This window comes from Nonomuraea sp. NPDC049028 (assembly GCF_043197735.1).
GTDB lineage: Bacteria > Actinomycetota > Actinomycetes > Streptosporangiales > Streptosporangiaceae > Nonomuraea.
Genome location: NZ_JBICTR010000001.1, coordinates 245,515 through 271,451, shown reverse-complemented (window position 1 = coordinate 271,451; position 25,937 = coordinate 245,515). Strand labels below are relative to the sequence as shown.

The following is a 25,937-nucleotide window of genomic DNA, read 5'->3' as shown; positions in this document are numbered from 1 at the left end:
GATCACACTGACAGCAGGCGCTCCAGGAAGCGTTGGGTCTGCTCAGGGGAGTCGGCCTGGACGCTCAATCGGTCCATGACCTGCATGTAATGCTCGGACTCAGCCGGCTTGTCCAGATAGAGGGCGCTCGTGAGCTGCTCCAGGTACACGACGTCGGGCAGGTCACGCTCGGGGAAGCGCAGGATGCTGAACGGCCCGCCGGCGGCGGCGTGCCCGCCGCGCTCGAACGGGATGACCTGAACGGTGACGTTGGACCGTTTCGTCATCTCCAGCAGGTGCTCGATCTGCCGCCGCATCACCTCACGGCCGCCGAGCGCGCGCCGCACCACGGCCTCGTCGATGACCGCCCACAGCTTGAGCGCCCGGCCACCGGCCAGGCGCTCCTGCCGCCTGGTGCGCAGCGCCACACGCCGGTCGACCTCGGCCTCGGGAGTCGTCTCGTGCGCCAGCTTGATCACCGCCCTGGCGTACTCGGGCGTCTGGAGCAGGCCGGGGATGAACTGGTTCTCATACGTACGGATGACCGAGGCCGCACCCTCCAGCCCGATGTAGACCTCGAACCAGCCGGGCAGCAGGTCGCTGTACTTGTGCCACCAGCCCGGGGCGTTCGCCTGCCGGGCCAGCTCCAGCAACGGCGCCCGCTCGGCCTCGTCGGTGACGCCGTAGAGGGTGAGCAGATCGGCGACGTCGCGTTCCTTGAAGCTGACCTGCCCGAGCTCCAGGCGGCTGATCTTGGCGTGAGAAGCGCGAATCGCATACCCCGCGTCCTCCCGCGAGATACGCTTCTCCGTGCGGAGCCTGCGCAGTTGCGTACCCAGCAGGATCCGCAGCACCGTCGGGCTTCCCGGCGAGTAGCCGACCACATTCCCTTCCGCACTCAGTGCGCTCACACCTATCGCTCCCAGATCATCTGCACGTGCAGATGCTATTTGCATCTGTAAAACACGAAAAGTCTTGCATCGGTAAGCACACGCCGTAAAGATGGGCATTGGATCACCTAGACCGCGCTTCGGGGGCCAGGATGACGACTTTCGACGCTCGGCCGCAAGCCGCCACGTGTGCCCAGGCACCCGAATGGCTGCTGCCCATTCTGCTCGACGGGCGGCGCGGACCGTGTGACGAGGTCTTCCGCTTTCATGAGCTGAGCACGTTCGAGCCCGTCTGCGTGGCCTCTGCCAGGCGGTTCGTCGACCGGACGCTCACCTCGTGGGGCTCCGACGACATCGTCTTCGACGCCCAGCTGGTGGTCTCCGAGCTCGTCACCAACGCGATGCGGCACGGCGGCGGCGCCATCCAGCTCCGGCTGCTGAGCCGGCGGCCCGAGGTGGCGTGCGTGGTGAGCGACTACAGCCGGCACGCGCCCGCGGCCCCGCCCACCACCGACGTCTTCGCCGAATACGGCCGCGGCCTGCGCCTGGTCGAGGCCCTCACCACGGGCTGGGGCTGGCTCACCCCCGGTGCCCAGGGCAAGCTCGTCTGGGCCGTACTCTCCAACTGACCCCACGCCCATCGGGACCCCGGCCACAACGGACCACCTTCGTCCGCTCCCCCGAAGGGACCCCGGCTCTCCACGGACCGGCCTCTTCCGCTCCCCCGCAGGGACCCCGGCTCTCCACGGACCGGCCTCTTCCGCTCCCCCGTAGGGGGTATCCCTCCCAAGGGACACCAACCCCGACGGACCGTCACAGAGTCCGAAACGGTCGTGTGACGAAACACCCCTCACTGCACACCCGCCAGCAGATCCAGCACGTCGGCGTCGCTGAGCTGGTCGAAGTGCTCGTACCACTGCCCCACCGCCCGGAAATCCGCCGGGACCCGCAGCACCACCACCTCGTCGGCCTCCTCGCGCATGGCCTCGACGGTGTCGCGGGCGCCCACCGGCACGGCCAGCGTCACCCGGCCCGGCTTGGCCGCGCCGACCGCCCGGAGCGCGGCCCGCGCGGTGGCGCCGGTGGCCAGGCCGTCGTCGACCACGATCACCTCGCGTCCGGCGAGATCGGGCAGCGGGCGGTCGCCCCGATAGACCTTGACCCGGCGGGCCAGCTCGCGCCGCTCCTCCGCGACCACGTCCGCCACCGACTCGGGCGTCATCCCGAGCCTGCGCAGCAGCAGCAGGTCGAACACCGGCTCGCCGCCCTCGGCTATCGCGCCGACGCCCAGTTCGGGCGTCGGCGGATAGCCGATCTTCCGGGTCACCAGCACGTCGAGCCGGCCACCGACACTGCGGTGGATCGGCACGGCCACCGCCACGCCGCCGCGTGGGAGCGCCAGCACCACCGGGTCCTGCGCGTCGAGCAGGCGCCCCGCCAGCATGGCCCCCGCTTGCGCGCGGTCCGCGAACAGCAGCTCCATGCAGTGGTGTTACCCGGTCAGGGGCGGTTTCTGCCCGTGCGCCGCATTTCCTTGTGGATGACCTTCCACTTGTTCTGCTGCTCCTTGCGGAGCCGCGCGTCGGTGCGCGAGGCCATCCAGGCGGCTTCGCGCTGGAGCTTGCGCCAGCTGATCAGCCGCCGCTCGGGGAGTTCGCCGCACTCCAGGGCGGCGAGCACCGCGCAGCCGGGCTCGCTCTCGTGGCCGCAGTCGTCGAACCGGCAGCCGGCCGCCAGCTCCTCGATGTCGGAGAAGACGAGGTCGACACCCTCGCTCATCTCGTAGAGGCCGACGCGGCGGATGCCCGGCGTGTCGATGACGAGGCCGCCGCCGGGCAGCGGGATCAGCTCCCGGTGCACGGTGGTGTGGCGGCCCCGGCCGTCGGCGGCGCGCACCTGCTGGGTCTCCATCGCCTCGCCGTCCGCCATGGCGTTGACGAGCGTGGACTTGCCGGCGCCCGACGGGCCGAGCACGACGGCCGTACGCGAGCCTTCGAGATAGCCGCGTACGAGCTCGACGCCGTCGCCGAGCACCGAGGAGACGGCGTGCACGTCGACGCCCGGCGCGGCGACGCGTACGTCGGCGAGCAGGTCGTCGAGGCCGCGTTCGAACAGGTCGGACTTGGTGACGAGCACGACCGGCGTGCCGCCCGACTCCCAGGCCAGCGCGACGAGCCGTTCGATGCGGCCCAGGTCGGCGAAGTCCGTGGCTTGCATGGACGGCTCCGCGACGAAGACGATGTCGATGTTGGCCGCGAGCACCTGGCCCTGGCCGTCGCCCGACAAGCCGCCGCGCGAGTCGCGGCTGACGCCGCCCCTGACGAAGGCGCTGCTTCTCGGCAGGACCGCGTCGAGCTCGTAGCGGCCCTCTGGGAGCTCCTTGAGCGCGACCCAGTCTCCGACACAGGGCAGCGCCACCGGGTCGTCAGCGGACGCCCTGCGGACGCGCGCGCCGTATTTGACGTGATGCTGCCCATCGGCGGCGATCACTTCGGCCGCACCGCGATCGACCCGGGACACCCGGGCGGGCACGGTATGTAGTGGTAGCTCGGCGGCGCGGGATTCGGTCCAGCCGAGCGGGAAAAGCGTGGAGAACAACGGAGTGACACCTTTGTGGTCGAGAAGGACCCGGGTGACCTCTAAGCGGGCCCCCGGAGGATGACAAACGGCAAGCCGAACAGAACAGCCCGCATGGTCGTCACCTCCTCACTCGAGTTCTCGGTGCAGCTGGGAAGTGACTCTACGCATCCCTCCTGCGACTTCGCAACGACTTTCTTCTCGATCTGTTGAACCGCACCAGGGAATCTGTCCGTACTTCCTGCCGACTGCACTTTGAAAGGGGAATGATGCGAGTCAGCACGTGTCCCCCGCCCTCGGCCGAGGGAGCCGCCCCCATGGGCAAGCCACGCTCACGCCACCGGATGAGACGAGTACGTCCGGATGACGAAGTGGTCGTCTCCACTCTCTACCGGGAGTACCACCGGCCGCTGCTGGCCTTCGTGATCCGGCTGACGGCGGGCGATCGGCAATGGGCCGAGGACGTCGTGCAGGAGACCATGATCCGTGCCTGGCGTAGTTCCGAGCAGCTTGATCCGGATTCGGCTTCGCTCATGCCCTGGCTAGCCACCGTCGCACGCCGTATCGTGATCGATGACCGGCGGCGCAAGGAAGCCCGCCCGCCGGAATCAGGCGACGGCCCGCTGGAGAGCATGCCCGTGCCGGACGAGATGGAGGGACTGCTGCACCAGGTGGTCGTATCCGAGGCGCTGATGGCGTTATCCCCGGCCCACCGCGAGATCCTCAACGAGACGATCTTGCGAGACCGGTCGGTCAACGATGCTGCCATAGCGCTCGGCATCCCCGTTGGCACAGTGAAGTCCCGGGTTTACTACGCGGTCCGCGCGTTGCGCGTCGCACTGCAGGAGAGAGGGGTGACGGCGTGAACAGAGTCGAGCATACGGACGTGGGCGCCTACTCCCTCGGCCTGCTGGACGACGACGACAGGCTGGCCTTCGAAGCGCACCTCTCCCTCTGCCCGTCGTGTCGGGCGGAGCTGTCAGAGCTGGCCGGAGTGGCCAGTGTGCTGACGGGGATCGGGCCGGTGCGAGAAGAGCCCCCTCCTCCCGATTACGGGCAGGCCGATGTCATCGACCTGCTCCGGCGTAAGAAGGCGGAGGACCGGCGGTCGAGGCGGGGCACATTCGTGATCGGGCTGGCGGCCTCGGTCACGCTGGTGGCCGGCGGGCTCGCGGTCGGCACCCAGCTCGGGGGCGGTGACGCGGCGCCGCCCGTGGCGGCGGGCCATCCCACGCAGCATCTGGGTCCGGCCGAGCAGTTCTACGCCGACGGCAAGCCCATCGAGGGCGTCGGCGCCGACGGCGTGACCGGCGGGCTGGTGCTGGAGTCCAAGGGCTGGGGCACACATGCCGCGCTCAAGCTCTCGGGCATCAAGGGCCCGCTCGAATGCGAGCTGATCTCGGTGTCCAAGACGGGCAAGCAGCGGATCATGACGGGCTGGTCGGTGCCACCCGCCGGATACGGCGTGCCCGGGTCGCCCGATCCGCTCTACATGCACGGCGGCAGCCCGTGGAAGCTCGAGGACATCGATCATTTCGAGGTGGTCACCACGACTGGTAAGACTTTACTTACCGTCAGAGCCTGAATTCCCCGGGACTCACCTCTCAGAAGCCCTTCCACCGCAGGTGGGAGGGCTTTTCTGTGCGCACTTCCCTATGTGTAAATTTACGGATTCAGCGGTTGAACCTCTTCGGACCGGGTCGCGTACTGCTTGCCGTACCAACCCCAATGACAATCCTTGAAGAGGTTTCATCATGTCGATTCGTACGCTCGCCCTGTCCGGGGCGCTGCTCGCCACCGGCCTTCTCGCTCCGGTCACCGCTGCTCAGGCGACTGTCTCGGCCTCCGGTGACGACGTGTATCTCGCCGCCGGTCTGCGCGGTGCCAACGAGGTGGGCGTCAAGGGTGACGCCGATGGCCGGTCGACCGTCGTCATCAAGATCAGCGGTAACGAGGTCACCTTCGCGGCTCGCTGGAACAAGATCGACTCACCTACCGCCGGGCACATCCACCAGGCCGCCAAGGGCGCCAACGGCGACGTCAAGCTCGAGTTCTTCACCAAGCCGCTGCCCAAGTCCGTGCTCGGCGTGACCGGCACGGTCACCGCCGACCCGGCGCTGGTCAAGGCGCTGATCGACGACCCTGGCGGCTTCTACGCCAACCTGCACGACGCCGCCCACCCCAAGGGCGCGGTCCGCGGCCAGTTCCACCGGCTGAACAAGCCGATCGACCTCAACGGCGTCCTGCAGGGCAGCAACCAGGCCACGCTCTCCGCCCGCGCCGACGGCACCAAGGAAGTGCCCGCGAACGACGGCAAGAAGCGCGGCGACCAGGACGGCCAGGCCACCTGGTGGCTGCGTCCGGCCGGCTCGGTCATCGGCTACACCGCCTTCTGGACCGGGCTCGCCCCGGTGACCAACGGGCACGTCCACAAGGGCGCGAGCGGCAAGAACGGCGACGTGGTCGCCGACCTGTTCGCCGACGCCGCGGGCCTGCCGTCGAACCTGACGGGGGTCGCGGGTGAGGCCAAGGTCGCCGCGCCGGTCGTCAAGCGCATCGCCGCCAACCCCGGCCGGTACTACACCAACCTGCACACCACGGAGTTCAACGGCGGCGCGGTGCGCGGCCAGCTGTCCGGCGACCCGTTCGACCACCCCCGCGCGGTCACCGCCGAGGTGCTGAAGGGCGCCCAGATCTACGCCTGCACCCAGCAGCCCGGCGCGGCAGCGGCCTTCACCCAGTACGGCGTGGCGGCCAAGCTGCGGCGCGGCATCGACCACTCCTTCGTGACCCCTGCCGCGGGACCGCCGCAGTGGGTCGCTCCAGACGGCAGCGCGGTACGCGGAGCGGTCGTCACCAAGACCCCCAACGGTGACGGCAACATCCCCGAGCTGGTCCTGGACGCCACCCAGTCCGGCAAGAACACCGGCCTGCTGGCCCACGCCACCACGATCCTGCGCCTCAACACCGAGGGCGGCGTGGCCCCCGCGGGCACCTGCACGGTCGGCGCCCAGACCCAGGTCGACTACAAGGCCGACTACCTCTTCCTGGGCTGATCACTCTAAGGAAGTCCATAAGACCAACTGAAGAGCAGGTCCGCGCGGGCGATTCGGTCCCGCCCGCGAGGGCCGCCCCCGGCCGGTAGCGGCGCCACCCGCCACCGGCCACCGCCTCCGGGGACCTCCGGCCCGTCCCCGAAGGCACCCGACGCCCCGCCGTAACCCTCCGTACGGCGGGGCGTCCTCATGCCCGGAGCAGGTCCGAACGGCGGGGCGCCCTCACGCCCGGAGCAGCTCCGAACGGGGGGCGTCCTCATGCCCGGACCTCAGCCCCGGTCGGCGGCGGCTTTGCCGCTTCAGGAACTGGAGGCGGTACGCTCACGCGGCTACGCGATCGACAAGGAGCAGAATGAGGCGAACGTGCGCTGCGTCGGGGCGTTGGTCCGCGACGCGAGTGGGACGGCGGTGGGCGCGGTGAGCGTCGCGGGTCTCACGCTCAGCCTGGGTCAGGACGACATACCGCTGCTGGGACCGCTGGTGGTGGCCGCCGCCGCCCGCGTGCCGGCGGCGATCGGGAGGAACGTATGACGGACGTGCTCGCGCGGGCCCGAGCCCTCGGGGAGTTCTCCGGCGCGGCCTGGGCCTACGGCAGGTCGAGCGGCCCGGTTTCGCGCGGCCGGCTCGGCACGCTGGCGTGGAACGGCGACCCGGTCAGCGACGACACCCTGTGGGACCTGGCCTCACTCACCAAGCCGATCGTCGGGCTGGCCGTCATGGCGCTGGTCGAGTCGGGCGAGCTGACCCTGGACGATCCCATCGCGCTGCACCTGCCGGAGTACGCCTCGACCGACAAGTCCGGCATCACCGTCTTCGAGCTGCTGACGCACACCTCGCGCATCCCCGGGCAACAGCCGCTCTACCGCGACCACCCGACCCGCGACGAACTGCTCGCGGCGGTGGCCCGGCTGCCGCTGCGCTCCTCGCCCGGGGTCGAGTACAGCTCCCAGGGGTTCATGATCCTCGGCCTGATCGCCGAACGCGCCGCCCGGACCCCGCTCGACCAGCTGGTACGGGAGCGGGTGACCGGGCCCGTCGGCATGGACGAGACCCGCTTCCTGCTGCCCGAGGCCGACCGGGGTCGCGCGGCCGCCACGGAGGACTGCCCGTGGCGCGGCCGGATCGTCCAGGGGACCGTGCACGACGAGAACGCCGAGGTGCTGGGCGGGGTGGCCGGGCACGCGGGGCTGTTCGGCACGCTGGACGACCTGGCGCGGCTGGGCCGGGCGCTGTGCCGGGGCGGCGGCTTTTTGGGCGCCCGAACGCTCGAGGTGATGACCCGGACGCGGACCGGAGGCAGGGCGCTGGCCTGGGAGGGGTGGGCGCGGCCCGGCTGCAGCGGGGGTGATCTGCTGAGCCCGGCGGCGTATGGGCACACCGGGTTCACGGGGACGAGCCTGTGGGTGGATCCGGAACTGGACGTGTTCGTGGTGCTGCTGACCAACCGGGTGCACCCCAGCCGGGGGTCGGACGCGATCAACCGAATCCGCCGCGCCTTCCACAATGCGGCTGTCGCGGAGGTCCTGGCGTGATCGGTGATGCGCTTCGGGTGGTCGGTTCGGCTTCGGTGGTGCGGCTGGTTCCGGGAGGCGGCGGGCTGGTGCTGGAGCCGACCCGGGAGCGGCCCGGGGATCTCTGGATCGGGCCCGGCTGGGTGGACCTGCACGCCCACGTCTACGACGGGATGACGGTGATCAGCGTGCCCCCGGACGGGGTCGGCCTGGACCAGGGCGTGCACGTGGTCGCCGACGCGGGCAGCGCGGGCCAGGCGACGATCGACGGTCTGGCCCGCTATGTCGTTCCGGCCGCCGAGACCGAAATACGCGCCTGGGTGAACATCGGCTCATACGGCCTCGTTCATCTACGCGAAACGGCCGACCCGAGTTTCATCGACGTGGACGCCACACTGGCTGCCATCGAACGGCACCGGGGCCTGGTCTGCGGCGTGAAGGTCCGCTCCAGCGGCGCGGTCGTGGGCGCGATGGGGCTGCAGCCGCTCCAACTCGGCCGGCTCGTCGCCCGGCAGGCGGGTCTGCCGCTGCTGGTGCACGTCGGCGAGGCACCGCCGCTGATCGAGGACGTGCTCGACCTCCTGGACGAGGGCGACGTGATCACCCACTGCTACCACGGCAAGACCGGCCATCCGTGGCGGCCCGACGGCACCCCTGTCCCCGCGCTGGCCCGCGCGCTCGACCGGGGCGTGCTGCTGGACGTGGGGCATGGCGCGGCCAGCTTCAGCTTCGACGTCGCCGAACGCGCGCTCGCCGCCGGTTACCCACCGCACTCGATCAGCACCGACATCCACGTACGCAACATCGGCGGCCCGGTGCACGACCTGGCCACCACGATCACCAAGCTGCTGGCCTGCGGCCTGCCGCTGGAGAACGCGATCACGGCGGTGACGGACGCACCCCGCCGCGTCCTGCGCATGGACTCGCCAGACTCGGAATGGCTGGCGAACGACGGCACGATAAGGCACGCCACGGTATTCCGGCTGGTCGGAGAGGCCACGGCGCCCCGGTCGACCGCAGAGACCACGGAGTTCCGGCTGACCGGGGAGACGGAGCGGGTCTATGTGGATTCTCGCGGAACCCACCGCGAGCCCACCCAGCGCATCCTCCCGGTGGCCACCATCCGGGAGGGACGCCTCCGGCCCACCGAACCGCGCCACCGGTCAACGACACGCACGTAACGGCGCCGAGCCCTGTGCGGGGCTCAGCGGCCGTTTTCCTGGAGACCTACAGCCACGTATGGCGGGCGGCTGTGCCGAAACGGAAATCAGGAGAGACCAGGCGCGGGGAACTGCGCGGTCAGCTCACTCACCTCGTGGTGCACCCGGCTGATGACGTGCTCGGCGTCGCCCTTGGCCAGGGCGGTGACGACCTCGTCCATCCACGCGCCGATCTGCCGCATCTCCTCCGGCCCCATCCCCCGGGAGGTGACAGAGGGGGTGCCGATGCGGATGCCGCTCGGGTCGAACGGCTTGCGGGTGTCGAAGGGGACCGTGTTGTAGTTGGTCTCCAGGCCCGCGCGGTCGAGCGCCTGGGCGGCCGGCTTGCCGCCGATGCCCTTGGGCGTGAGGTCGAGCAGGATGAGGTGGTTGTCGGTGCCGCCCGAGACCAGGTCGAAGCCGCGGCTCGACAGCTCCTCGGCCAGCGCCTTCGCGTTGGTCACCACCTGGTGCGCGTATGCCTTGAAGTCGTCGGTGGACGCCTCGTGCAGGGCCACGGCGATGGCGGCGGTGGTGTGGTTGTGCGGGCCACCCTGCAGACCGGGGAAGACGGCCTTGTTGAGCGCGGTCGCGTGCTCGTCGGTGGTGGCCATGAGCATGGCGCCGCGCGGGCCGCGCAGCGTCTTGTGCGTGGTCGTGGAGATCACGTCGGCGTGGCCCACCGGCGACGGGTGCGCGCCGCCCGCGACGAGGCCGGCGATGTGCGCGATGTCGGCGGCGAGTACGGCGCCCACCTCGCGGGCGATGGAGGCGAAGCCCTCGAAGTCGATCGTGCGCGGGATGGCCGTGCCGCCGCAGAAGATCAGCTTCGGCCGGTGCTCCAGCGCCAGCGCCCTGACCTCGTCGAGGTCGATGCGGCCGGTGTCCTGGCGCACGCCGTAGCGGACCGGGTTGAACCACTTGCCGGTGGCCGAGACCGACCAGCCGTGCGTGAGGTGACCGCCGAACGGCAGGCCCATGCCCATCACGGTGTCGCCCGGCTGCAGGAAGGCCATGTAGATGGCCAGGTTGGCGGGCGAGCCCGAGTAGGGCTGGACGTTGGCGTGGTTGACGCCGAACAGCGCCTTGGCCCGCTCGTTGGCCAGGGTCTCGACCTGGTCGATGACCTGCTGGCCCTCGTAGTAGCGCTTGCCGGGGTAACCCTCGGAGTATTTGTTGGTCAGGACGGTGCCCGTGGCCTCCAGAACGGCCTTGGACACGTAGTTCTCCGACGCGATGAGCTTGACGGTGTCGGCCTGGCGGCGCTCCTCCGCCTTGATGAGCTCGGCGATCTGCGGGTCTACGCTTGTGAGAGAACTCATGACTCTCCTGTCATCGTTGACAATGTGCGAAGACCCAGGCGCACGGCCTTCTGCCCTTCCGCTCCCTGGTGGTTCGCCCCACCTAACGCGCCAGTCGCGACGTTCTAGACGATAGCGGATCGGGCAGGGGGGACCGGGCACGGATCAGGTGATCAGGCAGATGAGAGGGCCACGTTCTTGATCGTTCCCAGCGGCCCGAGGTTGACGTCCACGTGCTCCGCGTCCTGGGGCACGCCCTCGAAGACCGCCCAGAGCTGAAGCTGCATACCGCCCCCGAACGAGGCCGTGGGGACGTCGGCGCACTGACAGGCGTTGTCCTTCCTCGCCGGGTACAACGGCTTGCCCACGCCAGGAGGAACGATGCTGACCTTCGACACGGTGTTGTCGAGGGTGCTCGCGCCGAATTTGTCGTACAGGGGTGCGTTGTTCTTGCCGACGTTCTTGACCGTCCACTGCAGGCGGGCCGTGGTGCCCTGCCGCACGAGGGAGTCGATCCGCACCTGGAAGGTGGTGTCCAGGGCGTCGAGCGTGCGGGTGACGGCGGGGGTGCCCGGCTCGGCGACGCGCTCCTGCCATGGGCGCAGTACGGCGAGCGTGGCGCCCACGCCGAGGACGGCCGCGAGCGCGGCGGCGGCGACCGGGCCCAGCCAACGGCGCCGCCCGGCAGCCCGCCTCCCGCCGAACGACCCTTCACCCGCCGCAGCGGGCGGGCCTCCCAGCGCTCCGGTGGACGGCCCGCCAACCGACCCCGGGGACGAACCTGCCACCACTCCAGCGGACGGACCTTCCGCCGGACCAGCGGACGGACCTGCCAACCGGCTGTCGGGCCGCGTGGCACCGGGCGTGGTGGCTGACGACGGGCTGGCTGAGAACGGGCTGGCCAACGATGGGGTGGCTGACGACGGAGTGGCTGACGACGGAGTGGCGAAAGGTGGGGCGGCGGAAGGTGGGGTGGGGGCGAGTGGGGTCCAGGTGTCTGAGACGAGTCTGGTGGCGGCGGCGACCGGCACCTCGGTGCGGCCGAGCAGCCGGTCCAGGAGTTGCTGCGCGGTCGGCCGCCGCACAGGGTCCTTGTCCAGCGCCCGCTCGACCAGCGGCCTGATCCGCTCGTCCAGCCCGTCGAGCACCGGCGCGTGGTTGATCACCCGGTAGACGACCTCGGCCACCCCGCCGGACCCGAACGGCGGCCGGCCGATGCCCGCGTACGCCACCAAGGCGGCCCACGAGAAGATGTCGCTCGCCGAGGTCACCTGCTCGCCCTTGGCCTGCTCGGGCGACATGTACGCGGGCGTCCCCATGCTCTGGGCGATCGTGACGGGCGCTCCCCCGGCGTCGGCGAGCTGGGCGATGCCGAAGTCGATGACCCGCGGCCCGACCGCGCTGAGCAGCACGTTGGACGGCTTCAGATCGCGGTGCACGACCCCGGCCTGGTGGATCGCGGCCAGCGCGGTGGCCACGCCGACGGCCAGCGCCTCCAGGTTCGACCCGGTCAGCGGCCCCTGCCGGACGACCACGCCGGACAGGTCGGGGCCCTCGACGTATTCGGTGACCAGATAGGCGGTCCCGCCCTCGAACCCGGCGTCGAGCACGGGGGCGGTGCAGAATCTGGCGACCCGCCTGGCGGCCTCGGCTTCCTTGCCGAACCGGCGCCTGAACTCCTCACGGGCGGCCAGCTCGGGCCGCATCATCTTCAGCGCGACGCGCCTGCCGGTGGGGTCCTCCGCGAGGTAGACGAACCCCATGCCACCCTCGCCCAGCTTCTTGACGAGCGTGTAGGGGCCGACTCTCCGCTGTGCGTCCACCGGGGGGATTATTCCCTATTTGGTACGACTGGCGCCGGGCCAGAGCCGATCGACCTCGGCGTTCAGAATGGCTCCGATCAGCACGGCGAGCGCGGTGATGTAGAGCCAGAGCAGCAGCGCGATGGGCGCGGCCAGCGAGCCGTAGACGGACACGGGCGAGAACCACGCCGCGAGCACGGCCCGCAGCACGGCGGCACAAACGATCCACAGGAACAGCGCCAGGATCGCCCCCGGCAGCTCCCGGTACCACTTCGTCCGGACCGGCACGCTCACGTGGTAGAGCACGGTCAGGAAGAGCACCGAGCCGATGACCACCACCGGCCAGTACAGCAGGTCGACGAGGACGCCGTACTCCCCCGGCAGCGCGTCCTTGAGCAGCGTCGGCCCGATGACCAGCACCGGCATCACGATGATCCCGATGACCAGCCCGATCACGTAGAGCCCGAACGACATCAGCCTGGTCCTGATGATGCCGCGTTCCTCGCCGAGCCCGTAGGAGACGGAGATGAGGTCCACGTAGACGTAAAGTGCCCGCGAGCCCGACCAGAGCGACAGCAGGAAGCCCACCGAGATGATCGACACCTTGCTGGCGTCGTCGCTGAGGACGTCGGTGATGAGCGGGTTGACCACCTTGTGCACCGCGTCGTCGGTGAACAGCAGCCCGGCCTGGTCGATCACCCAGGTCTTCACCTGCACGACAACCTGGGGCCCCAGCCAGGTGCCGAGCTTGGCCAGTACCCCGATCAGTCCCAGCACGAACGGCGGGAGGGACAGCAGCGCGAAGAAGGCCGCCTCGCCCGCGAGGCCCGTGACGCGGTAAGTGACTCCCGCGTTCGTGGTCGCGCGGACGGTCGCCCACGAATTCGTGTCGAGCACCCAGTTCAGCCTGGCACGGGCGTTGGAGGCGAGCCGCCTCCTCATCGACCGGCTAGGCGCATCGGTGGACGTCATGGCACCCAACGGTTATTAGCAGTGACTCTTCGGGACAGCTTACGTCCCCCGGGCACTGCCCTAGTCGACGTCGACGATGCGCGCACCCAGCGGGAGCAGGGAAACCGGGATGAGTTTGAGGTTCGCGATGCCCAGCGGGATGCCGATGACCGACAGGAACAGCGGGATCGAGGTGACCACGTGCCCGATCGCCAGCCAGATGCCCGCGAAGACGAGCCAGATGACGTTGCCGATCGTGGAGAGCGCCCCCGCGTCGGGGTCGCGCACGACGGTCCGGCCGAACGGCCAGAGCGCGTAGGCCGCGATCCTGAACGAGGCGATGCCGAACGGGATCGTGACGATCAGGACGCAGCAGATGACGCCGGCGATCGCGTAGCCGATGGCCAGCCAGACACCGGCGAAGATCAGCCAGATGACGTTCAGGATTGTCCGCATGCTTACAGCATGTCACCGGGGCTGCCTCTCACATCATCGGGAATACCCCTGGCCTTTCCCTGATCGACCCTTACCGGGTGGTCCGGCGAACGCCTGCGCTATCTCCATCCAGGCGCGCGCGGTCTCGCCGGTGATCTCCAGGTCGGTGTCGTCGCGGTGGACGCGCTGGGTGACGAGCAGGCAGAAGTCCAGCATCGGCCCGCGGACCGTGTCGGCGGCCTCCTCGGGGCCCGCCGCCCATGGCGTCCCGTCGGGCATGGTCAGCTCCACGCGCACCGGCCGCGCCGGAAGGGGCAGATTCCGTACGGCGAAACCGTAGGGCATGGCCCTGAACCCGATCATCGCCACGTGCCGCAGCCTCGGGGTGGGCTCCCTGGTGACGCCGAGCGCGTCCGCGACGTCCTGGCCGTGCGCCCAGGTCTCCATCAGCCGGGCGGTGACGAAGGACGCGGCCGACATGTCGGGGCCGTACCAGGGCAGCCGGTCCCGGGCCGACAGCCCGGTGAACGCCTTGATGCTGCGGGCGCGCGCCGTACGGAACCATTCGAGCAGTTCGTCGGGGGCGAGCCCGCGGAACTCCGCGGCCAGGTCGTCGGTGGAGGTGAAGTGCGCCGCCGCCGCCCGGAAGACGTCGGGATCGGTCACGGCGGTGCGCGCGGCCTCGTCGAACCAGGCCAGGTGGCTCACCTGGTCGCGCACCGCCCATCCCTCGGCGGGTGTGCCGAGCTCCCAGTCTCCGGCCTCCAGGGGCCGTAACAGCCCGTCGAGTGACGCGGTCTCCGCACGCAGGTCGCTCAGCAACTCGCCCATGAGGTCCACGGGCGCCAGCCTAACCGAACAAGGTTCTACGAGGAATAATGCAAGGGTGATCTGCGAGAAGTGCAAGGAGAAGCGCCACGAGGAGTGTCGCGGCGGATCCTGGTGCGATTGCCAGCACCAGCAGGCCGAGGAGCCGGCCGAGTCGGACCTGGACTGGCCCCGTCAGGGGTGAAGAGCGTCCACAGTCTGGACCCAGTCTTGGACATACCGGATACCTAGCGTATCTTCGAACTATGCCAGCGGACCCCATGCTTGTCGGTCGACGACACGTCGATCTTCAGCGTGTCCGCAGTGCCATCTGTTGCGACGCCCGTTAACCCACCCGTTTTCTCCGTTGCGCGCGTCGCAAATCTCCTCCTTCACCCCTGCCCTCAATGATGAGGCGGGAGGAAGCCTGCGCGCGCCCATGAACCGAAGGACGCGCAATGAGCACCCCTGCCAGCCGGCATCACAAACGCCCGCGCGGCGAAGGCCAGTGGGCTCTCGGTTACCGGGAGCCGCTGAACAAGAATGAAGAGAACAAGAAGAACGACGACGGCCTCAACGTCCGCCAGCGCATCATCGACATCTACTCCAAGCGTGGTTTCGACTCGATCGACCCGGCCGACCTGCGCGGCCGGATGCGTTGGTACGGCCTCTACACCCAGCGCAAGCCCGGGATCGACGGCGGCAAGACCGCGATCCTGGAGCCCGAGGAGCTGGACGACCGCTACTTCATGCTGCGGGTGCGGATCGACGGCGGTCAGCTGAGCATCCCGCAGTTGCGGGTCATCGCCGAGATCTCCAACGAGTACGGCCGGGGCACCGCCGACCTGACGGACCGGCAGAACGTCCAGCTGCACTGGATCGAGATCGAGTCGGTGCCCGACATCTGGGCGCGGCTCGAAGCGGTCGGGCTGTCGACCACCGAGGCGTGTGGCGACACGCCGCGCGTCATCCTGGGCTGCCCGCTGGCCGGGATCGACACCGACGAGGTGCTGGACGCCACCGACGAGATCCACGTGCTGAACGAACGGTTCATCGGCGACCCGGCCTACTCCAACCTGCCGCGCAAGTTCAAGTCGGCGCTGAGCGGGTGCCCGTCGCACTGCACGGTGCACGAGATCAACGACGTGGCGTTCGTGGGTGTCGAGCTGCCCAGTGGGGAGAAGGGCTACGACCTGTGGGTCGGCGGGGGGCTGTCCACCAATCCGATGTTCGCCAAGCGGCTCGGGGTGTTCGTCCGGCCCGAGCAGGTGGCCGACGTCTGGGCCGGAGTGATCGGGATATTTCGTGATTACGGATATCGGCGGCTGCGGCACCGCGCGCGGATCAAGTTCCTGGTCAACGACTGGGGCGTGGAGAAGTTCCGGGAAGTCCTGGAGACCGAATACCTCAAGGAGGCGCTGCCCGACGGGCCCGCGCCCCAGGCGCCCCGTGGCTCCCGCCGCGACCACGTCGGGGTCTACCCGCAGAAGGACGGCAACTTCTACGTGGGCTTCGCGCCCAAGGTCGGCCGCCTCGACGGCGACAAGCTGCACGTGATCGCCGACCTCGCCGAGCGGCACGGCTCCGGCCGCGTCCGCACCACGGTCGAGCAGAAGATGGTCATCCTCGACGTCGCGCCGGACCAGGTCGACTCCCTGGTCGCCGAGCTGGAGGCGAACGACCTCCAGGTCAACCCGTCGACGTTCCGCCGCCAGACGATGGCCTGCACCGGCATCGAGTACTGCAAGCTGGCCATCGTCGAGACCAAGGCCACCGCCGCCAACCTCATCGACGAGCTGGAGCGGCGCCTGCCCGACTTCGCCGAGCCGCTCACCATCAACGTCAACGGCTGCCCCAACTCCTGCGCGCGCATCCAGGTGGCCGACATCGGCCTCAAGGGCCAGCTCGTCGTGGACGAGCACGGGGAGCAGGTGGAGGGCTACCAGATCCACCTGGGCGGCTCGATGGGCGTCAACCCCGGCTTCGGCAGGAAGGTACGCGGACTCAAGACCACCGCCGAGGCCCTGCCCGACTACGTCGAGCGGGTCGTGAAGCACTACGACGCCCAGAAGAAGGAAGGCGAGGCCTTCGCCGACTGGGTGCAGCGAGCGGACGAGGCGGACCTGCGATGACCACGCGAGCCGTCCCCTTCCACTGCCCCTACTGCGGCGACGAGGACCTCGAACCCTACGAGGGCGACCCCGAAGCCCCCGACTCCGCGGCGCACGGCGGCTGGTACTGCCGGTCCTGCGCCCGCGCCTTCAAGCTGAAGTTTCTTGGAATCGGAGTGAAGATATGACACTCGTCGACATCGAGGTCGGTTTAAGAGAGCAACGCGGCGCGCTCGACCTGCAGGACATCGTCGAGTCCGCCGCGGTCTTCCTGGAAGACGCGTCCGCCCGCGAGATCATCCGGTGGGCGGCGGCGACGTTCGGCGACCGGCTGTGCCTGACCTCCTCGATGAGCGACGCGCTGCTCATCGACCTGGTCAGCCGGGTCAAGCCCGGGGTGGACGTGTTGTTCATCGACACCGGGTTCCATTTCGCCGAGACGATCGGCACCCGTGACGCGGTCCAGCAGGTCTATGACGTCAATGTGATCAACGTGCAGCCGTCGCGCACGGTGGAGGAGCAGGAACGCGAGCTCGGGCCGCGCCTGTTCGGCCGCAATCCCGACCTGTGCTGCTACCTGCGCAAGGTGGAGCCCCTCAACCGGGCGCTCGAACCGTACCTGGCGTGGATCTCGGGCATCCGCCGCGACGAGGCGAGCACCCGCGCCGAGACCAAGGTCGTGGAGTGGGACGCCAAGCGGCAGATGGTCAAGGTCAACCCGATCGCCAAGTGGACCCAGGACGAGGTCGACAACTACATGGCCGACAACGGGGTGCTGATCAACCCGTTGCACTATGACAACTACCCCTCGATCGGCTGCGCCCCCTGCACCCGGCAGGTCGCGGAGGGCGAGGACCCGCGCAGCGGCCGCTGGGCGGGGCTGGGGAAGGTCGAATGCGGCATTCACCTGTAACCCCCAGCATGTGGCCCGTCCCGTTGGCAGACGGGACGGGCCAGGACATCCCACTGGTCGCGGTGGCGCACGGGTCTCGCGATCCGCGCGCCGCCGCGACCGTGGAAGCCCTGCTCGACGAGGTACGGCTGGCGCGGCCCGGACTGCCGGTGCGCACGGCGTACCTCGACCACGCGACCCCGTCCTTGGGGCAGGCGCTGAGCGGGCTGGACGCGGCCGTGGTGCTGCCACTGCTGCTCACCGAGGCCTACCACAGCCGGGTGGACCTTCCCGCGGCGCTCAACGAGGCCAGGGCGCGCGACCCGCGGCTGCGCGTGCGCTACGGCGCGACGCTGGGGCCGCACCCGCTGCTGCTGGCGACGCTCGAACGGCGGCTGGCGGAGGCCGGGGTGTCGCCGGGCGATCCGGACACGGCGGTCGTGCTCGTGTCGGCGGGTTCGAGTGATCCACGGGCCAACGCGGTGATCACCGGGATGGCGCGCTCCTGGTCACGGGCGACGGGCTTCCCGCGAGGGCTGTCCGCGGGCCCGCGTGCCACGGGAGGGTGGTGGGCGGTGACCGCGGCGTACGCGTCGGCGGCCGAGCCGACGCCCGCGCAGGCGGTGGCGCTCCTCCGCGAGGCGGGCGCGCCCCGGGTGGCCGTCGCGCCGTACCTGCTGGCGCCCGGCTATTTCGCCGACAAGGTGCGGCGGAGCACCCTTGAGGCGGGCGCCGACGTGGTCGCCGACGTGCTCGGCCCGGCTCCCGAACTGGCCGAGGTCCTGCTGGAGCGCTATGACACCGCGGCCCGCGCCCCGGCCGGTGCGGCGGCCTCGTAGACCTCAGCGCGTCTCGCCCGCCAAGCTCTCGAAGCACGGCCGCAGCAGGGCGATGATGTCGTCGGCGGGCGCGTCCGCCAGGGAGCTCAGCTTGAGCAGGTAACGATCGATCACCACCCCGTGGATGATCGCGCTGATCAGCGCCGCCCGCAGCCCGGCGTCGGCGGCCGGGATGGCCGCGCTCATCCGGTCGAGCCAGGTCGCCGCCGCCGCTCGGAACTCCCCCGACGCCTCCGCGTGCGTGAGCACGGAACGCAGCACGACGAGCGACGCGACCGGTTCGTCGTCGAGCCGCCGGCGCAGCGAGGTGAGCAGGGCCTCCGCCGGATGCCCCACCGGCAGTTCCTCGTCCGGCAGCTTGGCCGCGCGCGAGAACAGCTCCTCCTTGCTGCCGAAGTAGTGCATCACCAGCCCCGCGTTGACCCCCGCGGCGGACGCCACGTTCCGGATCGTCGTGCGCTCGTATCCGAGCTCGGCGAAGGTGGCACGGGCGGCGGCGAGAATGCGGGCCTCGGTCTCGCGGCGCTGCTCGGCTCGGGTGCGGCGCGGCTTCTCGTCGGACACCAGTTCATTGTACGGGCGTTGACCGAATCACCAGATTCGTTCTACGGTTGTTCAATGAACGCACGTTCAACGAATGCGGGGTGGCCGTGAACGCACGTGAGGTGGCCGAGCGGGTGCTGGAGACGAGCCTGTCGGCGGACATGGAGGGGTTCGTGGCGTTGATGGCCCCCGACGGGGTCATCGAGTGGCCCTACCGTCCCGAGGGCGTCCCGGAGACCCTCAACGGGCGGGACGAGATCCGGGCGTTCATGGCCACGGGTGGGCGGCTGATCGAGTTCGAGAGGCACGTCGATGTGGTGATCCACGAGACGGCCGATCCCGAGGTGGTCATCGTCGAGTACACCGTCCACGGCCACGTCGCCGCCACCGGCGCGCCGTTCACCCAGCGGGTCATCGCCGTGATCCGGGTGCGTGACGGATTTATCGTGCACTATCGCGACTACATCAACCCGCTGCCGTTGATGGCGGCCATGGGTTCGTGAGCGCGTCAGTAGCCCCGGCGCAGATCGCGGCGCATGCTGCGGTGGTCGTCGCGGAGCTGCCTGCGCATGCTGCGCCACTCGTCGCCGTGCAGCATGCGCCACTGCTCGCGCCACGCCGCCAGGCCGCGCCGTAGCGGTTGCGCCTGGGAGTCGCCGATCACCTTCACGTCGCCCATGACCGCGTACGCGTGCACCCGGATGACCGGTGCGTTGGTGCCCGGAGCCGCTTCCAGGACGTCGACCCGCTTGTCGCCCATGATGGCCATGCCGTCGAGGTCCACGTTGACGCCGTCGGGGACGATGATCTTCACGTCGCCCATCACCGAGACGGCCATGATGTCGACCACGTTCGTGCGGACCTCGGCCTCACGCAGGTCGAGCAGCACGTCGCCCATCACGGCGACCGCCCCCAGCTCCTGGTCGATCCGCCAGGTGCCGCGCCGCTTGGAGTCGCCCATGACGCCGACGAACCAGCGCCGCTTGCGCGCGGGCCCCTCCTGATGGACCGGTGGCACGGGCACGGCGCCCGAGGCGGGCAGGTCCTGGACGAGCATGGCCAGCTCGGCGTGCGTGGAGGCGGTGTAGGCGGCCTCGGTGCGGTCGGTCAGCTCGACGAGCGTCAGCCGCCCGTCGACCGAGGCGACGCGGAGCTGCTCCACGACGGCTTCACGTTCGGCGTCCGAGGCCCTAACCTCGCCAGGGTCAGTCATAGTCGCAACATATCGCGTTTCCGGACGATCGGGATCCTCCCGGAGAAGGAACAGCCCTACTCCGAACTGCTCACCTCGCCGAGCCGCTCACCTCGCCGAACTGCTCATCGCGCTTGCGAGGGGCTGACACGGCCGGCGCCCGATCCAAGCTAGGGTCCAGTCATGCATGAGGAACAGCTCTACCGGGCCGCGTTGAACGGCGAGTCGGAGAAGGTGAGCGAGCTGCTCGCCGGTGGCACCGACCCCAACCAGGCCAGCGCGGGCGATGAAGACGGGCTGCCGCTCTGCGCGGCGGCCGCCTGGGACCGGGCCGAGGTCGCGGGCCTGCTGCTGGCCGCCGGGGCCGACGTCAACGGCCGGGAGAGCGGCGGCTGGACCGCGCTGCTCTGGGCCGCGGCCAAGGGGCACGCCGAGACGGCCGAATTGCTCATCGAGGCGGGTGCCGAGATCGACGCCGCCAACGACGTCGGCGACACGCCGCTCACGCTGGCGGCCCGGCGCGGCGCCCTGGGCGTCGTACGCCTGCTGCTGGACAGCGGGGCCGACGCCGCCAAGTACGACGGAGACGGCGACACCCCGCACGAGATCGCCGTCGACTGGGTGGGCGTGCACCTGGAGAGCGCGCTGCTCGACCAGATCGGCCAGGACGACTGGGAGTACGTCGTGGCCCGCCAGTTCGCCAAGGACGGCACCGAGCTCGTCACCGTGGCCGGGCGCTCCCCCGACGGCGAGCAGACCGAGCAGGTGCAGGCACAGCGCGGCCACGCCGCCATCGCGACGCTGCTGGAGGACGCCACCGGCATCTACGCCCCGGCCGACCAGCTCGTGGCGCGGGCCCTGGCGCACCGCGACACCGACGAGGACGCCGAGACGTGGTGGATCGTCGCCGACTCGCTGGGCAAGCGGGCCGACGACGAGACGTACGAGGTGCTGGCCGGGCTGTGCGTGAGCGAGGACGCCAGGGAGCGGGAGTTCGGCGTCGACGCGATCGCCCAGTTCGGGTTCGCCGACGACGACAAGCCCTACCTCGAGCAGACGCTGCCGCTGCTGCAGAAGATGGCCACCACGGAGGGCAACGCGCAGGTCCTGCGCTCGGTGCTGGCCGCGCTCGGCCATCAGGGCGACCCCCGGGCGCTGCCGCAGGTGCTCGACATCATCGGCCGTCCTGATCACCGGCGCACCATGACCGACGCGATCGCGCTGGCCGATGTGCTGCCGCCGGACCACGAGGAGGGGCTGGAGCTGCTGATCGGCATGACGCGGGACGACGAGGCGGAGGTCCGCGACTGGGCCACGGCCGGGCTGGCCTCGCTCAAGGCCGACACGCCGCAGATCCGCGAGGCACTCGCCGATCGCCTCGACGACGCCGACTTCCGTACGGTGGCGGAGGCCACGCGCGGGCTCGCCGAGCGGGGCGACCCGCGGGCCGAGCAGGGCGCCAAACGCGTGCTGGCGGAGAGCGACGACGAGTACGCCAGGGACCTGGTCACCCAGACCCAGGCGCAGTAGGGACGTGACACGGGCCCGGCCCTGACCGCCTCGGATGGACCCGGCCCTGACCGCCTGCGGGGAAGCGGGCGTCAGGGGCCCGAAAGGGCCGGGGCGGTGTTGAGGACGTCGTGAGCCAGGGCGAGGTCGCCTTCGAGGTCGGCGGGGAAGGACCCCGGGTCGCCCCGCCCGCCCAGCAGGAAGCAGAACTCCACCACGTCCGCCGTGATGTGCGCGTCCGGGACGCCGCCACCGTCGGCGGCGTCCGTCACGCCGAGCGGAACGTGCCACTCCCCGCCTCCCGGCCCGGTCAGCGTGAGCAGGAGCGTGCGCCCGCTGCCGTCCAGGCCGGACAGGAGCATCGTCCACGGCAGCAGCCGCGCGCACAGGTCGGCCGTCGGGTGGATGTGCTCGGGGATCGGGTCGGGCAGCCGGAGGCCGCCGGTGCGGGCGGCGTCGTCGGCGTGCACCCACGTCTCCAGGCATCGGGCCAGGATGTGGTCGGACACCGGCGCGTCGAGGCCGTCGAGGTGCGCGGCGGTGCCGGGGTCGAGGTCGGCCAGGTGGCGGCAGAGGGCGTCGGCCTGGGCGCGCCAGTCACGCCTGGTCTGTTCGGGGCTGCGGGACCGCTCGTAGTTCTGGACGTCGGCGGTACGGCTGAGCGAGTCGTTCGCGCCGATGGCCGGACCCAGCACGGGGGCGCCGACGGAGGCCGCCAGCAGGCCGTCCTTGGCGGCGAGGTGGGCGACGAGTTCCTGGAGCGTCCAGCCCTCGACGATGACCCGTGACCAGTCGTCCTCCACGGCGGAGGCGAGCAGCGCGTCCAGGGCGGCGACGCGCCCGGCGTACGGCCGCACCCAGGGGGCGGTGGGCGCGGCGGGCCGGCGCCGGGCCCTGGCCCCGGCCAGGAGCTGGGGCCGCAGGGAGCGTTCCGGTACGGCCGGGTCCTCCATCAGCGCGTCCAGGTAGAGACGCTCGACGGGCTCCATCACACCTCTTCCTCTGCCAGCGCGTCTGCCAGGCGGCGTAGCGCCAGCCGGATCCGCGACTTGGCCGTGCCCTCGGGCACGCCCAGCTCCTCGCCCACCTGGCGGTATGTCCGCCCACCGTAGTAGGCCAGTTCGACCGCTTCCCGCAGGCCGTCGGGTAACGCCATCACCGCCTGCCGTACCCGCTTGGCCTCGTCGGCCGCGAGCACGTTGTCCTCCAGCCTGGCGGGCTCGGGCTCGTACAGGCGGGGGCCCAGCGCGGAGACGCGCCTGCGCTCCTCGGCCCGTACGTGGTCGACCGCGCGGCGGTGGGCGATCGTGGCGAGCCACGCGCGCAGGGTGCCACGATCTGGGTCGTAGGCCAGCGGCCGTTCCCAGAAGACCAGGAACACCTCCTGCGTGATGTCCTCGGCGATCACCCGGTCCCTGGTGACACGCAGGGCGAGACCGAAGATCAGCGAGGAGAGCCGATCGTAGACCTCCCCGAGCGCGGCCTCGTCGCCGCCGACCACCCGCTGATGCAGCAGGCGGTCGTCGTACGGTGCCTCCACTGGCACCACACTCCCGTGATCCGGACCAAGGCGGCGGGTGCGCCGCGACCCGAGCATGTCATTATTCGCCGGAAATGTGCACACGGATGACCGAGCCGCAGAACTTTCTCGGGCTCGCGATAGGGTCGGAATTCCTACGACCAGAGGGAGCAACCACTATGGCCACCACTCGCACCGCCACCACTGAGTGGAAGGGCGCGCTGCTCGACGGGTCGGGCACGGTGTCGCTGAACACCTCGGGTGTCGGCACGTTCGAGGTCACCTGGGCGTCCAGGTCCCAGGACGCCGGCGGCAAGACCTCGCCCGAGGAGCTCATCGCGGCCGCCCACTCCTCCTGCTTCTCGATGGCGCTCTCGCACGGCCTCGCCGGTGCCGGCACGCCCCCGGAGTCGCTGGAGACCAGCGCGGACGTGACGTTCCAGCCCGGTGAGGGCATCACCGGGATCGTCCTGACCGTGAAGGGGCAGGTGCCCGGGATCACGGCCGAGCAGTTCCAGGAGGCGGCGGAAACCGCGAAGGCCAATTGCCCGGTGAGTAAGGCGTTGACGGGCACGACGATCAGCCTCAACGCCGAACTCCTCTAGCGGGACCGCGATCGCGTGCGACAATTGGGTCACATGCGCGAGGTCTGGCCGGGCGAGCCCTATCCACTTGGCGGCACCTGGGACGGCGTGGGCACCAGCTTCTCGCTGTTCTCCGAGGTGGCCGAGCGAGTCGAGCTATGCCTCTTTCACGATGACGGCTCCGAAGAACGCGTGGATCTGCCGGAAGTCGATGGATTCGTCTGGCACGGTTACCTGCCGGGCATCGCGCCGGGACAGCGCTATGGCTACCGCGTGCACGGCCCGTACGAGCCGTCACACGGGCACCGGTGCAACCCGGCCAAGCTCCTCCTCGATCCCTACGCCAAAGCGATCGACGGTGATCTGACGTGGAACGAAGCGCTGTTCCCGTACCACTTCACCGACCCGACGCGGCTCAACTCGGCCGACAGCGCGCCCTTCATGCCGAAAAATGTGGTCGTCAACCCGTTCTTCGAATGGGGCAACGACCGGCCGCCGCGCACTCCGTACCACGAGACCGTGATCTACGAGGCGCACGTGCGGGGGCTCACCATGCGCCACCCGGCGGTGCCCGAGGAGCAGCGCGGCACGTACGCGGGCGTGGGGCACCCGGCGATCATCGACCACCTGCTCTCGCTCGGGGTGACGGCGGTCGAGCTGATGCCGGTGCACCACTACATGCCCGAGCACTTCCTGGTGGCGCGGGGGCTGACCAACTACTGGGGCTACAACACGATGGCCTACCTGGCCCCCCACGGCCGTTACAGCAGCGCGGGCACGCGGGGCGAGCAGGTGCTGGAGTTCAAGGCCATGGTGCGGGCGCTGCACGAGGCGGGCATCGAGGTCATTCTCGACGTGGTCTACAACCACACGGCCGAGGGCGACCACATGGGGCCGACGCTGGGGTTCAGGGGGATCGACAACTCGGCCTACTACCGGCTGCACGACGGTGACCGGCGCTACTACCTGGACTACACCGGCTGCGGCAACTCGCTGAATGTCCGCTCGCCGCACGCGCTCCAGCTCATCATGGACTCCCTGCGTTACTGGGTGCTGGAGATGCACGTCGACGGGTTCCGGTTCGACCTGGCGGCGGCGCTGGCGCGGGAACTGCACGACGTCGACCGGCTGAGCGCCTTCTTCGATCTGATCCAGCAGGATCCGGTCATCTCGCAGGTGAAGCTGATCGCGGAGCCGTGGGACGTCGGCCCCGGCGGCTACCAGGTCGGAAATTTCCCACCCTTGTGGACGGAGTGGAACGGGAAATACCGCGACATAGTGCGAGATTTCTGGCGCGGCACCCACTCGGCGCTCCCCGAGTTCGCCTCCCGCCTGACCGGCTCCGCCGACCTCTACGCCTCCTCGGGCCGCCGGCCCGTCGCCTCCATCAACTTCGTGACCTGCCACGACGGCTTCACCCTCACGGACCTGGTGTCGTACGACCGCAAGCACAACGAGGCCAACTGCGAGGACAACCGCGACGGCACCGACGACAACCGCTCCTGGAACAGCGGCGCGGAGGGGCCCGTCGAGGACCCCGAGATCGTCCGCCTCCGCCACCGGCAGCGCCGCAACTTCCTGACGACGCTGTTCCTGTCGCAGGGGGTGCCGATGCTCTCCCACGGCGACGAGCTCGGCCGCACGCAGCGGGGCAACAACAACGCCTACTGCCAGGACAACGAGCTCGCCTGGATCGACTGGTCGCAGCTCCACACCGAGTCCGACCTGCTGGAGTTCGTCTGCGGACTGTCGCGGCTGCGGCGCGAGCACCCGGTCTTCCAGCGCCGCCGCTTCTTCCACGGCCGCCACCCGGACGACGGCAAGCGCGACCTGGTGTGGCTCACGCCGGGCGGCACGGAGATGACGGCCGGAGACTGGCACATCGGCTACGCCAAGTCGCTGATGGTCTACCTCAACGGCGAGGCGATCACGGAGCCGGGGACGCGGGGTGAGCGGATCGTGGACGACTCGTTCCTGTTGCTGATCAACGCCCACCATGAGGACATGACGTTCACATTGCCGGGCGGGGAATTCGGCGACCACTGGCTGCCGATCCTGGACACGGACGACAAGGGGGTCTGTGATGGCGAATACGCCTCCTCCTCCCAGGTGACGGTGACCTCCCGCAGCATGCAGGTGCTCCAGCGTCCCCTTTCTTAAGGGCTGGTTTTAGGAGCGGTTTTTACGGCAGGCACGGTGAGCCCCACCCGCCGTACGGGGTCGGCGTCTGTCCAGGGGGA

At 70.0% G+C, this 25,937-nt stretch carries 28 protein-coding genes and 1 riboswitch; of the genes, 16 read left to right on the top strand and 12 right to left on the bottom strand.

Going from position 1 to position 25,937, the window contains the following annotated elements; translation table 11 throughout:
* Positions 1-2: 2 nt before the first annotated feature.
* On the bottom strand, positions 3-890 hold the full coding sequence (locus ACGFJ2_RS01250) for a helix-turn-helix transcriptional regulator (RefSeq protein ID WP_357941107.1): 888 nt from the start codon (positions 888-890) through the stop codon (positions 3-5).
* 131 nt (positions 891-1,021) lie between these two features.
* Here ACGFJ2_RS01250 and ACGFJ2_RS01245 point away from each other — a divergent pair, with 131 nt between their 5' ends.
* A complete protein-coding gene (locus tag ACGFJ2_RS01245; RefSeq protein WP_357941105.1) occupies positions 1,022-1,498 on the top strand; it encodes an ATP-binding protein in 477 nt (158 codons plus the stop codon).
* Between the two features lie 221 nt (positions 1,499-1,719).
* Here ACGFJ2_RS01245 and ACGFJ2_RS01240 read toward each other — a convergent pair whose 3' ends face one another.
* Both ACGFJ2_RS01240 and rsgA read right to left on the bottom strand, forming a co-directional pair.
* Positions 1,720-2,352 carry a phosphoribosyltransferase gene (locus tag ACGFJ2_RS01240; protein ID WP_393463478.1) on the bottom strand — a complete coding sequence of 211 codons (633 nt, stop codon included), beginning with the start codon at positions 2,350-2,352 and terminating at the stop codon, positions 1,720-1,722.
* A gap of 17 nt (positions 2,353-2,369) precedes the next feature.
* Complete coding sequence (rsgA, locus tag ACGFJ2_RS01235; RefSeq protein WP_393463476.1) at positions 2,370-3,467, bottom strand: ribosome small subunit-dependent GTPase A; 1,098 nt, start codon at positions 3,465-3,467, stop codon at positions 2,370-2,372.
* Between the two features lie 323 nt (positions 3,468-3,790).
* Between rsgA and ACGFJ2_RS01230 the strand changes: the two genes are divergently transcribed.
* The 6 genes from ACGFJ2_RS01230 to ACGFJ2_RS01205 all read left to right on the top strand — a co-directional run bounded on the left by ACGFJ2_RS01230 (position 3,791) and on the right by ACGFJ2_RS01205 (position 9,194).
* The gene (locus ACGFJ2_RS01230) at positions 3,791-4,312 is read left to right on the top strand and encodes a sigma-70 family RNA polymerase sigma factor (protein WP_393465268.1); all 522 of its coding nucleotides are present in this window, start codon (positions 3,791-3,793) and stop codon (positions 4,310-4,312) included.
* Positions 4,309-5,031, top strand: coding sequence for a zf-HC2 domain-containing protein (locus tag ACGFJ2_RS01225; RefSeq protein WP_357941096.1), 723 nt, complete (start codon positions 4,309-4,311; stop codon positions 5,029-5,031). The genes ACGFJ2_RS01230 and ACGFJ2_RS01225 overlap by 4 nt, the downstream gene beginning before the upstream one ends.
* A gap of 169 nt (positions 5,032-5,200) precedes the next feature.
* Positions 5,201-6,502 carry a CHRD domain-containing protein gene (locus ACGFJ2_RS01220; RefSeq protein WP_393463474.1) on the top strand — a complete coding sequence of 434 codons (1,302 nt, stop codon included), beginning with the start codon at positions 5,201-5,203 and terminating at the stop codon, positions 6,500-6,502.
* 258 nt (positions 6,503-6,760) lie between these two features.
* Positions 6,761-7,033, top strand: coding sequence for an IclR family transcriptional regulator C-terminal domain-containing protein (locus ACGFJ2_RS01215; RefSeq protein WP_393463472.1), 273 nt, complete (start codon positions 6,761-6,763; stop codon positions 7,031-7,033).
* Positions 7,030-8,034: a serine hydrolase domain-containing protein gene (locus ACGFJ2_RS01210; protein WP_393463470.1), complete on the top strand. Its 1,005-nt coding sequence runs from the start codon at positions 7,030-7,032 to the stop codon at positions 8,032-8,034. The genes ACGFJ2_RS01215 and ACGFJ2_RS01210 overlap by 4 nt, the downstream gene beginning before the upstream one ends.
* Positions 8,031-9,194 (top strand): hypothetical protein, encoded by a 1,164-nt coding sequence (locus ACGFJ2_RS01205; RefSeq protein WP_393463468.1) that lies wholly within the window; start codon positions 8,031-8,033, stop codon positions 9,192-9,194. The genes ACGFJ2_RS01210 and ACGFJ2_RS01205 overlap by 4 nt, the downstream gene beginning before the upstream one ends.
* An 86-nt stretch (positions 9,195-9,280) precedes the next feature.
* On the opposite strand, the gene glyA is transcribed toward ACGFJ2_RS01205, so the two are convergent.
* From glyA to ACGFJ2_RS01180, 5 genes are all read right to left on the bottom strand, one after another.
* Positions 9,281-10,534, bottom strand: a complete 1,254-nt coding sequence (gene glyA / locus ACGFJ2_RS01200) for a serine hydroxymethyltransferase (RefSeq protein WP_393463466.1) — start codon at positions 10,532-10,534, stop codon at positions 9,281-9,283.
* A gap of 25 nt (positions 10,535-10,559) precedes the next feature.
* Positions 10,560-10,641: riboswitch (ZMP/ZTP riboswitch) on the bottom strand.
* A 45-nt stretch (positions 10,642-10,686) separates the two neighbouring features.
* Positions 10,687-12,336, bottom strand: a complete 1,650-nt coding sequence (locus ACGFJ2_RS01195) for a serine/threonine-protein kinase (protein ID WP_393463464.1) — start codon at positions 12,334-12,336, stop codon at positions 10,687-10,689.
* 15 nt (positions 12,337-12,351) lie between these two features.
* The gene (locus ACGFJ2_RS01190; RefSeq protein WP_357642581.1) at positions 12,352-13,287 is read right to left on the bottom strand and encodes a YihY/virulence factor BrkB family protein; all 936 of its coding nucleotides are present in this window, start codon (positions 13,285-13,287) and stop codon (positions 12,352-12,354) included.
* Between the two features lie 60 nt (positions 13,288-13,347).
* Positions 13,348-13,722 carry a YccF domain-containing protein gene (locus tag ACGFJ2_RS01185; RefSeq protein ID WP_357941088.1) on the bottom strand — a complete coding sequence of 125 codons (375 nt, stop codon included), beginning with the start codon at positions 13,720-13,722 and terminating at the stop codon, positions 13,348-13,350.
* A gap of 33 nt (positions 13,723-13,755) precedes the next feature.
* The gene (locus ACGFJ2_RS01180) at positions 13,756-14,532 is read right to left on the bottom strand and encodes a TIGR03084 family metal-binding protein (RefSeq protein ID WP_358175978.1); all 777 of its coding nucleotides are present in this window, start codon (positions 14,530-14,532) and stop codon (positions 13,756-13,758) included.
* 242 nt (positions 14,533-14,774) lie between these two features.
* On the opposite strand from ACGFJ2_RS01180, the gene ACGFJ2_RS01175 reads away from it, so the two are divergent.
* The 5 genes from ACGFJ2_RS01175 to ACGFJ2_RS01155 all read left to right on the top strand — a co-directional run bounded on the left by ACGFJ2_RS01175 (position 14,775) and on the right by ACGFJ2_RS01155 (position 18,350).
* Complete coding sequence (locus ACGFJ2_RS01175) at positions 14,775-14,858, top strand: putative leader peptide (protein WP_311132608.1); 84 nt, start codon at positions 14,775-14,777, stop codon at positions 14,856-14,858.
* Positions 14,859-14,966: 108 nt separating this feature from the next.
* Positions 14,967-16,640 (top strand): nitrite/sulfite reductase, encoded by a 1,674-nt coding sequence (locus ACGFJ2_RS01170; RefSeq protein ID WP_357941087.1) that lies wholly within the window; start codon positions 14,967-14,969, stop codon positions 16,638-16,640.
* The gene (locus ACGFJ2_RS01165; RefSeq protein ID WP_357941086.1) at positions 16,637-16,807 is read left to right on the top strand and encodes an Insertion element protein; all 171 of its coding nucleotides are present in this window, start codon (positions 16,637-16,639) and stop codon (positions 16,805-16,807) included. The genes ACGFJ2_RS01170 and ACGFJ2_RS01165 overlap by 4 nt, the downstream gene beginning before the upstream one ends.
* Positions 16,804-17,532, top strand: a complete 729-nt coding sequence (locus ACGFJ2_RS01160; protein ID WP_357941085.1) for a phosphoadenylyl-sulfate reductase — start codon at positions 16,804-16,806, stop codon at positions 17,530-17,532. The genes ACGFJ2_RS01165 and ACGFJ2_RS01160 overlap by 4 nt, the downstream gene beginning before the upstream one ends.
* An 8-nt stretch (positions 17,533-17,540) precedes the next feature.
* Positions 17,541-18,350, top strand: a complete 810-nt coding sequence (locus ACGFJ2_RS01155; RefSeq protein WP_393465265.1) for a sirohydrochlorin chelatase — start codon at positions 17,541-17,543, stop codon at positions 18,348-18,350.
* A 3-nt stretch (positions 18,351-18,353) separates the two neighbouring features.
* Here the strand turns inward: ACGFJ2_RS01155 and ACGFJ2_RS01150 are convergent, their stop codons facing one another.
* Positions 18,354-18,914 (bottom strand): TetR family transcriptional regulator, encoded by a 561-nt coding sequence (locus ACGFJ2_RS01150; protein ID WP_357941081.1) that lies wholly within the window; start codon positions 18,912-18,914, stop codon positions 18,354-18,356.
* Between the two features lie 86 nt (positions 18,915-19,000).
* Here ACGFJ2_RS01150 and ACGFJ2_RS01145 point away from each other — a divergent pair, with 86 nt between their 5' ends.
* Positions 19,001-19,396, top strand: a complete 396-nt coding sequence (locus ACGFJ2_RS01145) for a nuclear transport factor 2 family protein (protein ID WP_357941079.1) — start codon at positions 19,001-19,003, stop codon at positions 19,394-19,396.
* A 5-nt stretch (positions 19,397-19,401) separates the two neighbouring features.
* Here ACGFJ2_RS01145 and ACGFJ2_RS01140 read toward each other — a convergent pair whose 3' ends face one another.
* On the bottom strand, positions 19,402-20,106 hold the full coding sequence (locus tag ACGFJ2_RS01140) for a DUF1707 domain-containing protein (RefSeq protein WP_358175365.1): 705 nt from the start codon (positions 20,104-20,106) through the stop codon (positions 19,402-19,404).
* A 162-nt stretch (positions 20,107-20,268) separates the two neighbouring features.
* Here ACGFJ2_RS01140 and ACGFJ2_RS01135 point away from each other — a divergent pair, with 162 nt between their 5' ends.
* Positions 20,269-21,615, top strand: coding sequence for an ankyrin repeat domain-containing protein (locus ACGFJ2_RS01135; RefSeq protein ID WP_357941075.1), 1,347 nt, complete (start codon positions 20,269-20,271; stop codon positions 21,613-21,615).
* 71 nt (positions 21,616-21,686) lie between these two features.
* Here ACGFJ2_RS01135 and ACGFJ2_RS01130 read toward each other — a convergent pair whose 3' ends face one another.
* Both ACGFJ2_RS01130 and ACGFJ2_RS01125 read right to left on the bottom strand, forming a co-directional pair.
* Positions 21,687-22,583: a maleylpyruvate isomerase family mycothiol-dependent enzyme gene (locus ACGFJ2_RS01130; protein WP_393463459.1), complete on the bottom strand. Its 897-nt coding sequence runs from the start codon at positions 22,581-22,583 to the stop codon at positions 21,687-21,689.
* A complete protein-coding gene (locus tag ACGFJ2_RS01125; protein ID WP_225289339.1) occupies positions 22,583-23,140 on the bottom strand; it encodes a sigma-70 family RNA polymerase sigma factor in 558 nt (185 codons plus the stop codon). Before ACGFJ2_RS01125 ends, ACGFJ2_RS01130 begins: the two co-directional genes overlap by 1 nt.
* A gap of 152 nt (positions 23,141-23,292) precedes the next feature.
* Here ACGFJ2_RS01125 and ACGFJ2_RS01120 point away from each other — a divergent pair, with 152 nt between their 5' ends.
* Together ACGFJ2_RS01120 and glgX are read left to right on the top strand one after the other, a co-directional pair.
* Complete coding sequence (locus tag ACGFJ2_RS01120; RefSeq protein WP_357941071.1) at positions 23,293-23,718, top strand: OsmC family peroxiredoxin; 426 nt, start codon at positions 23,293-23,295, stop codon at positions 23,716-23,718.
* A 33-nt stretch (positions 23,719-23,751) separates the two neighbouring features.
* Positions 23,752-25,857, top strand: coding sequence for a glycogen debranching protein GlgX (glgX, locus tag ACGFJ2_RS01115; RefSeq protein ID WP_393463456.1), 2,106 nt, complete (start codon positions 23,752-23,754; stop codon positions 25,855-25,857).
* The last annotated feature ends 80 nt before the right edge of the window (positions 25,858-25,937 follow it).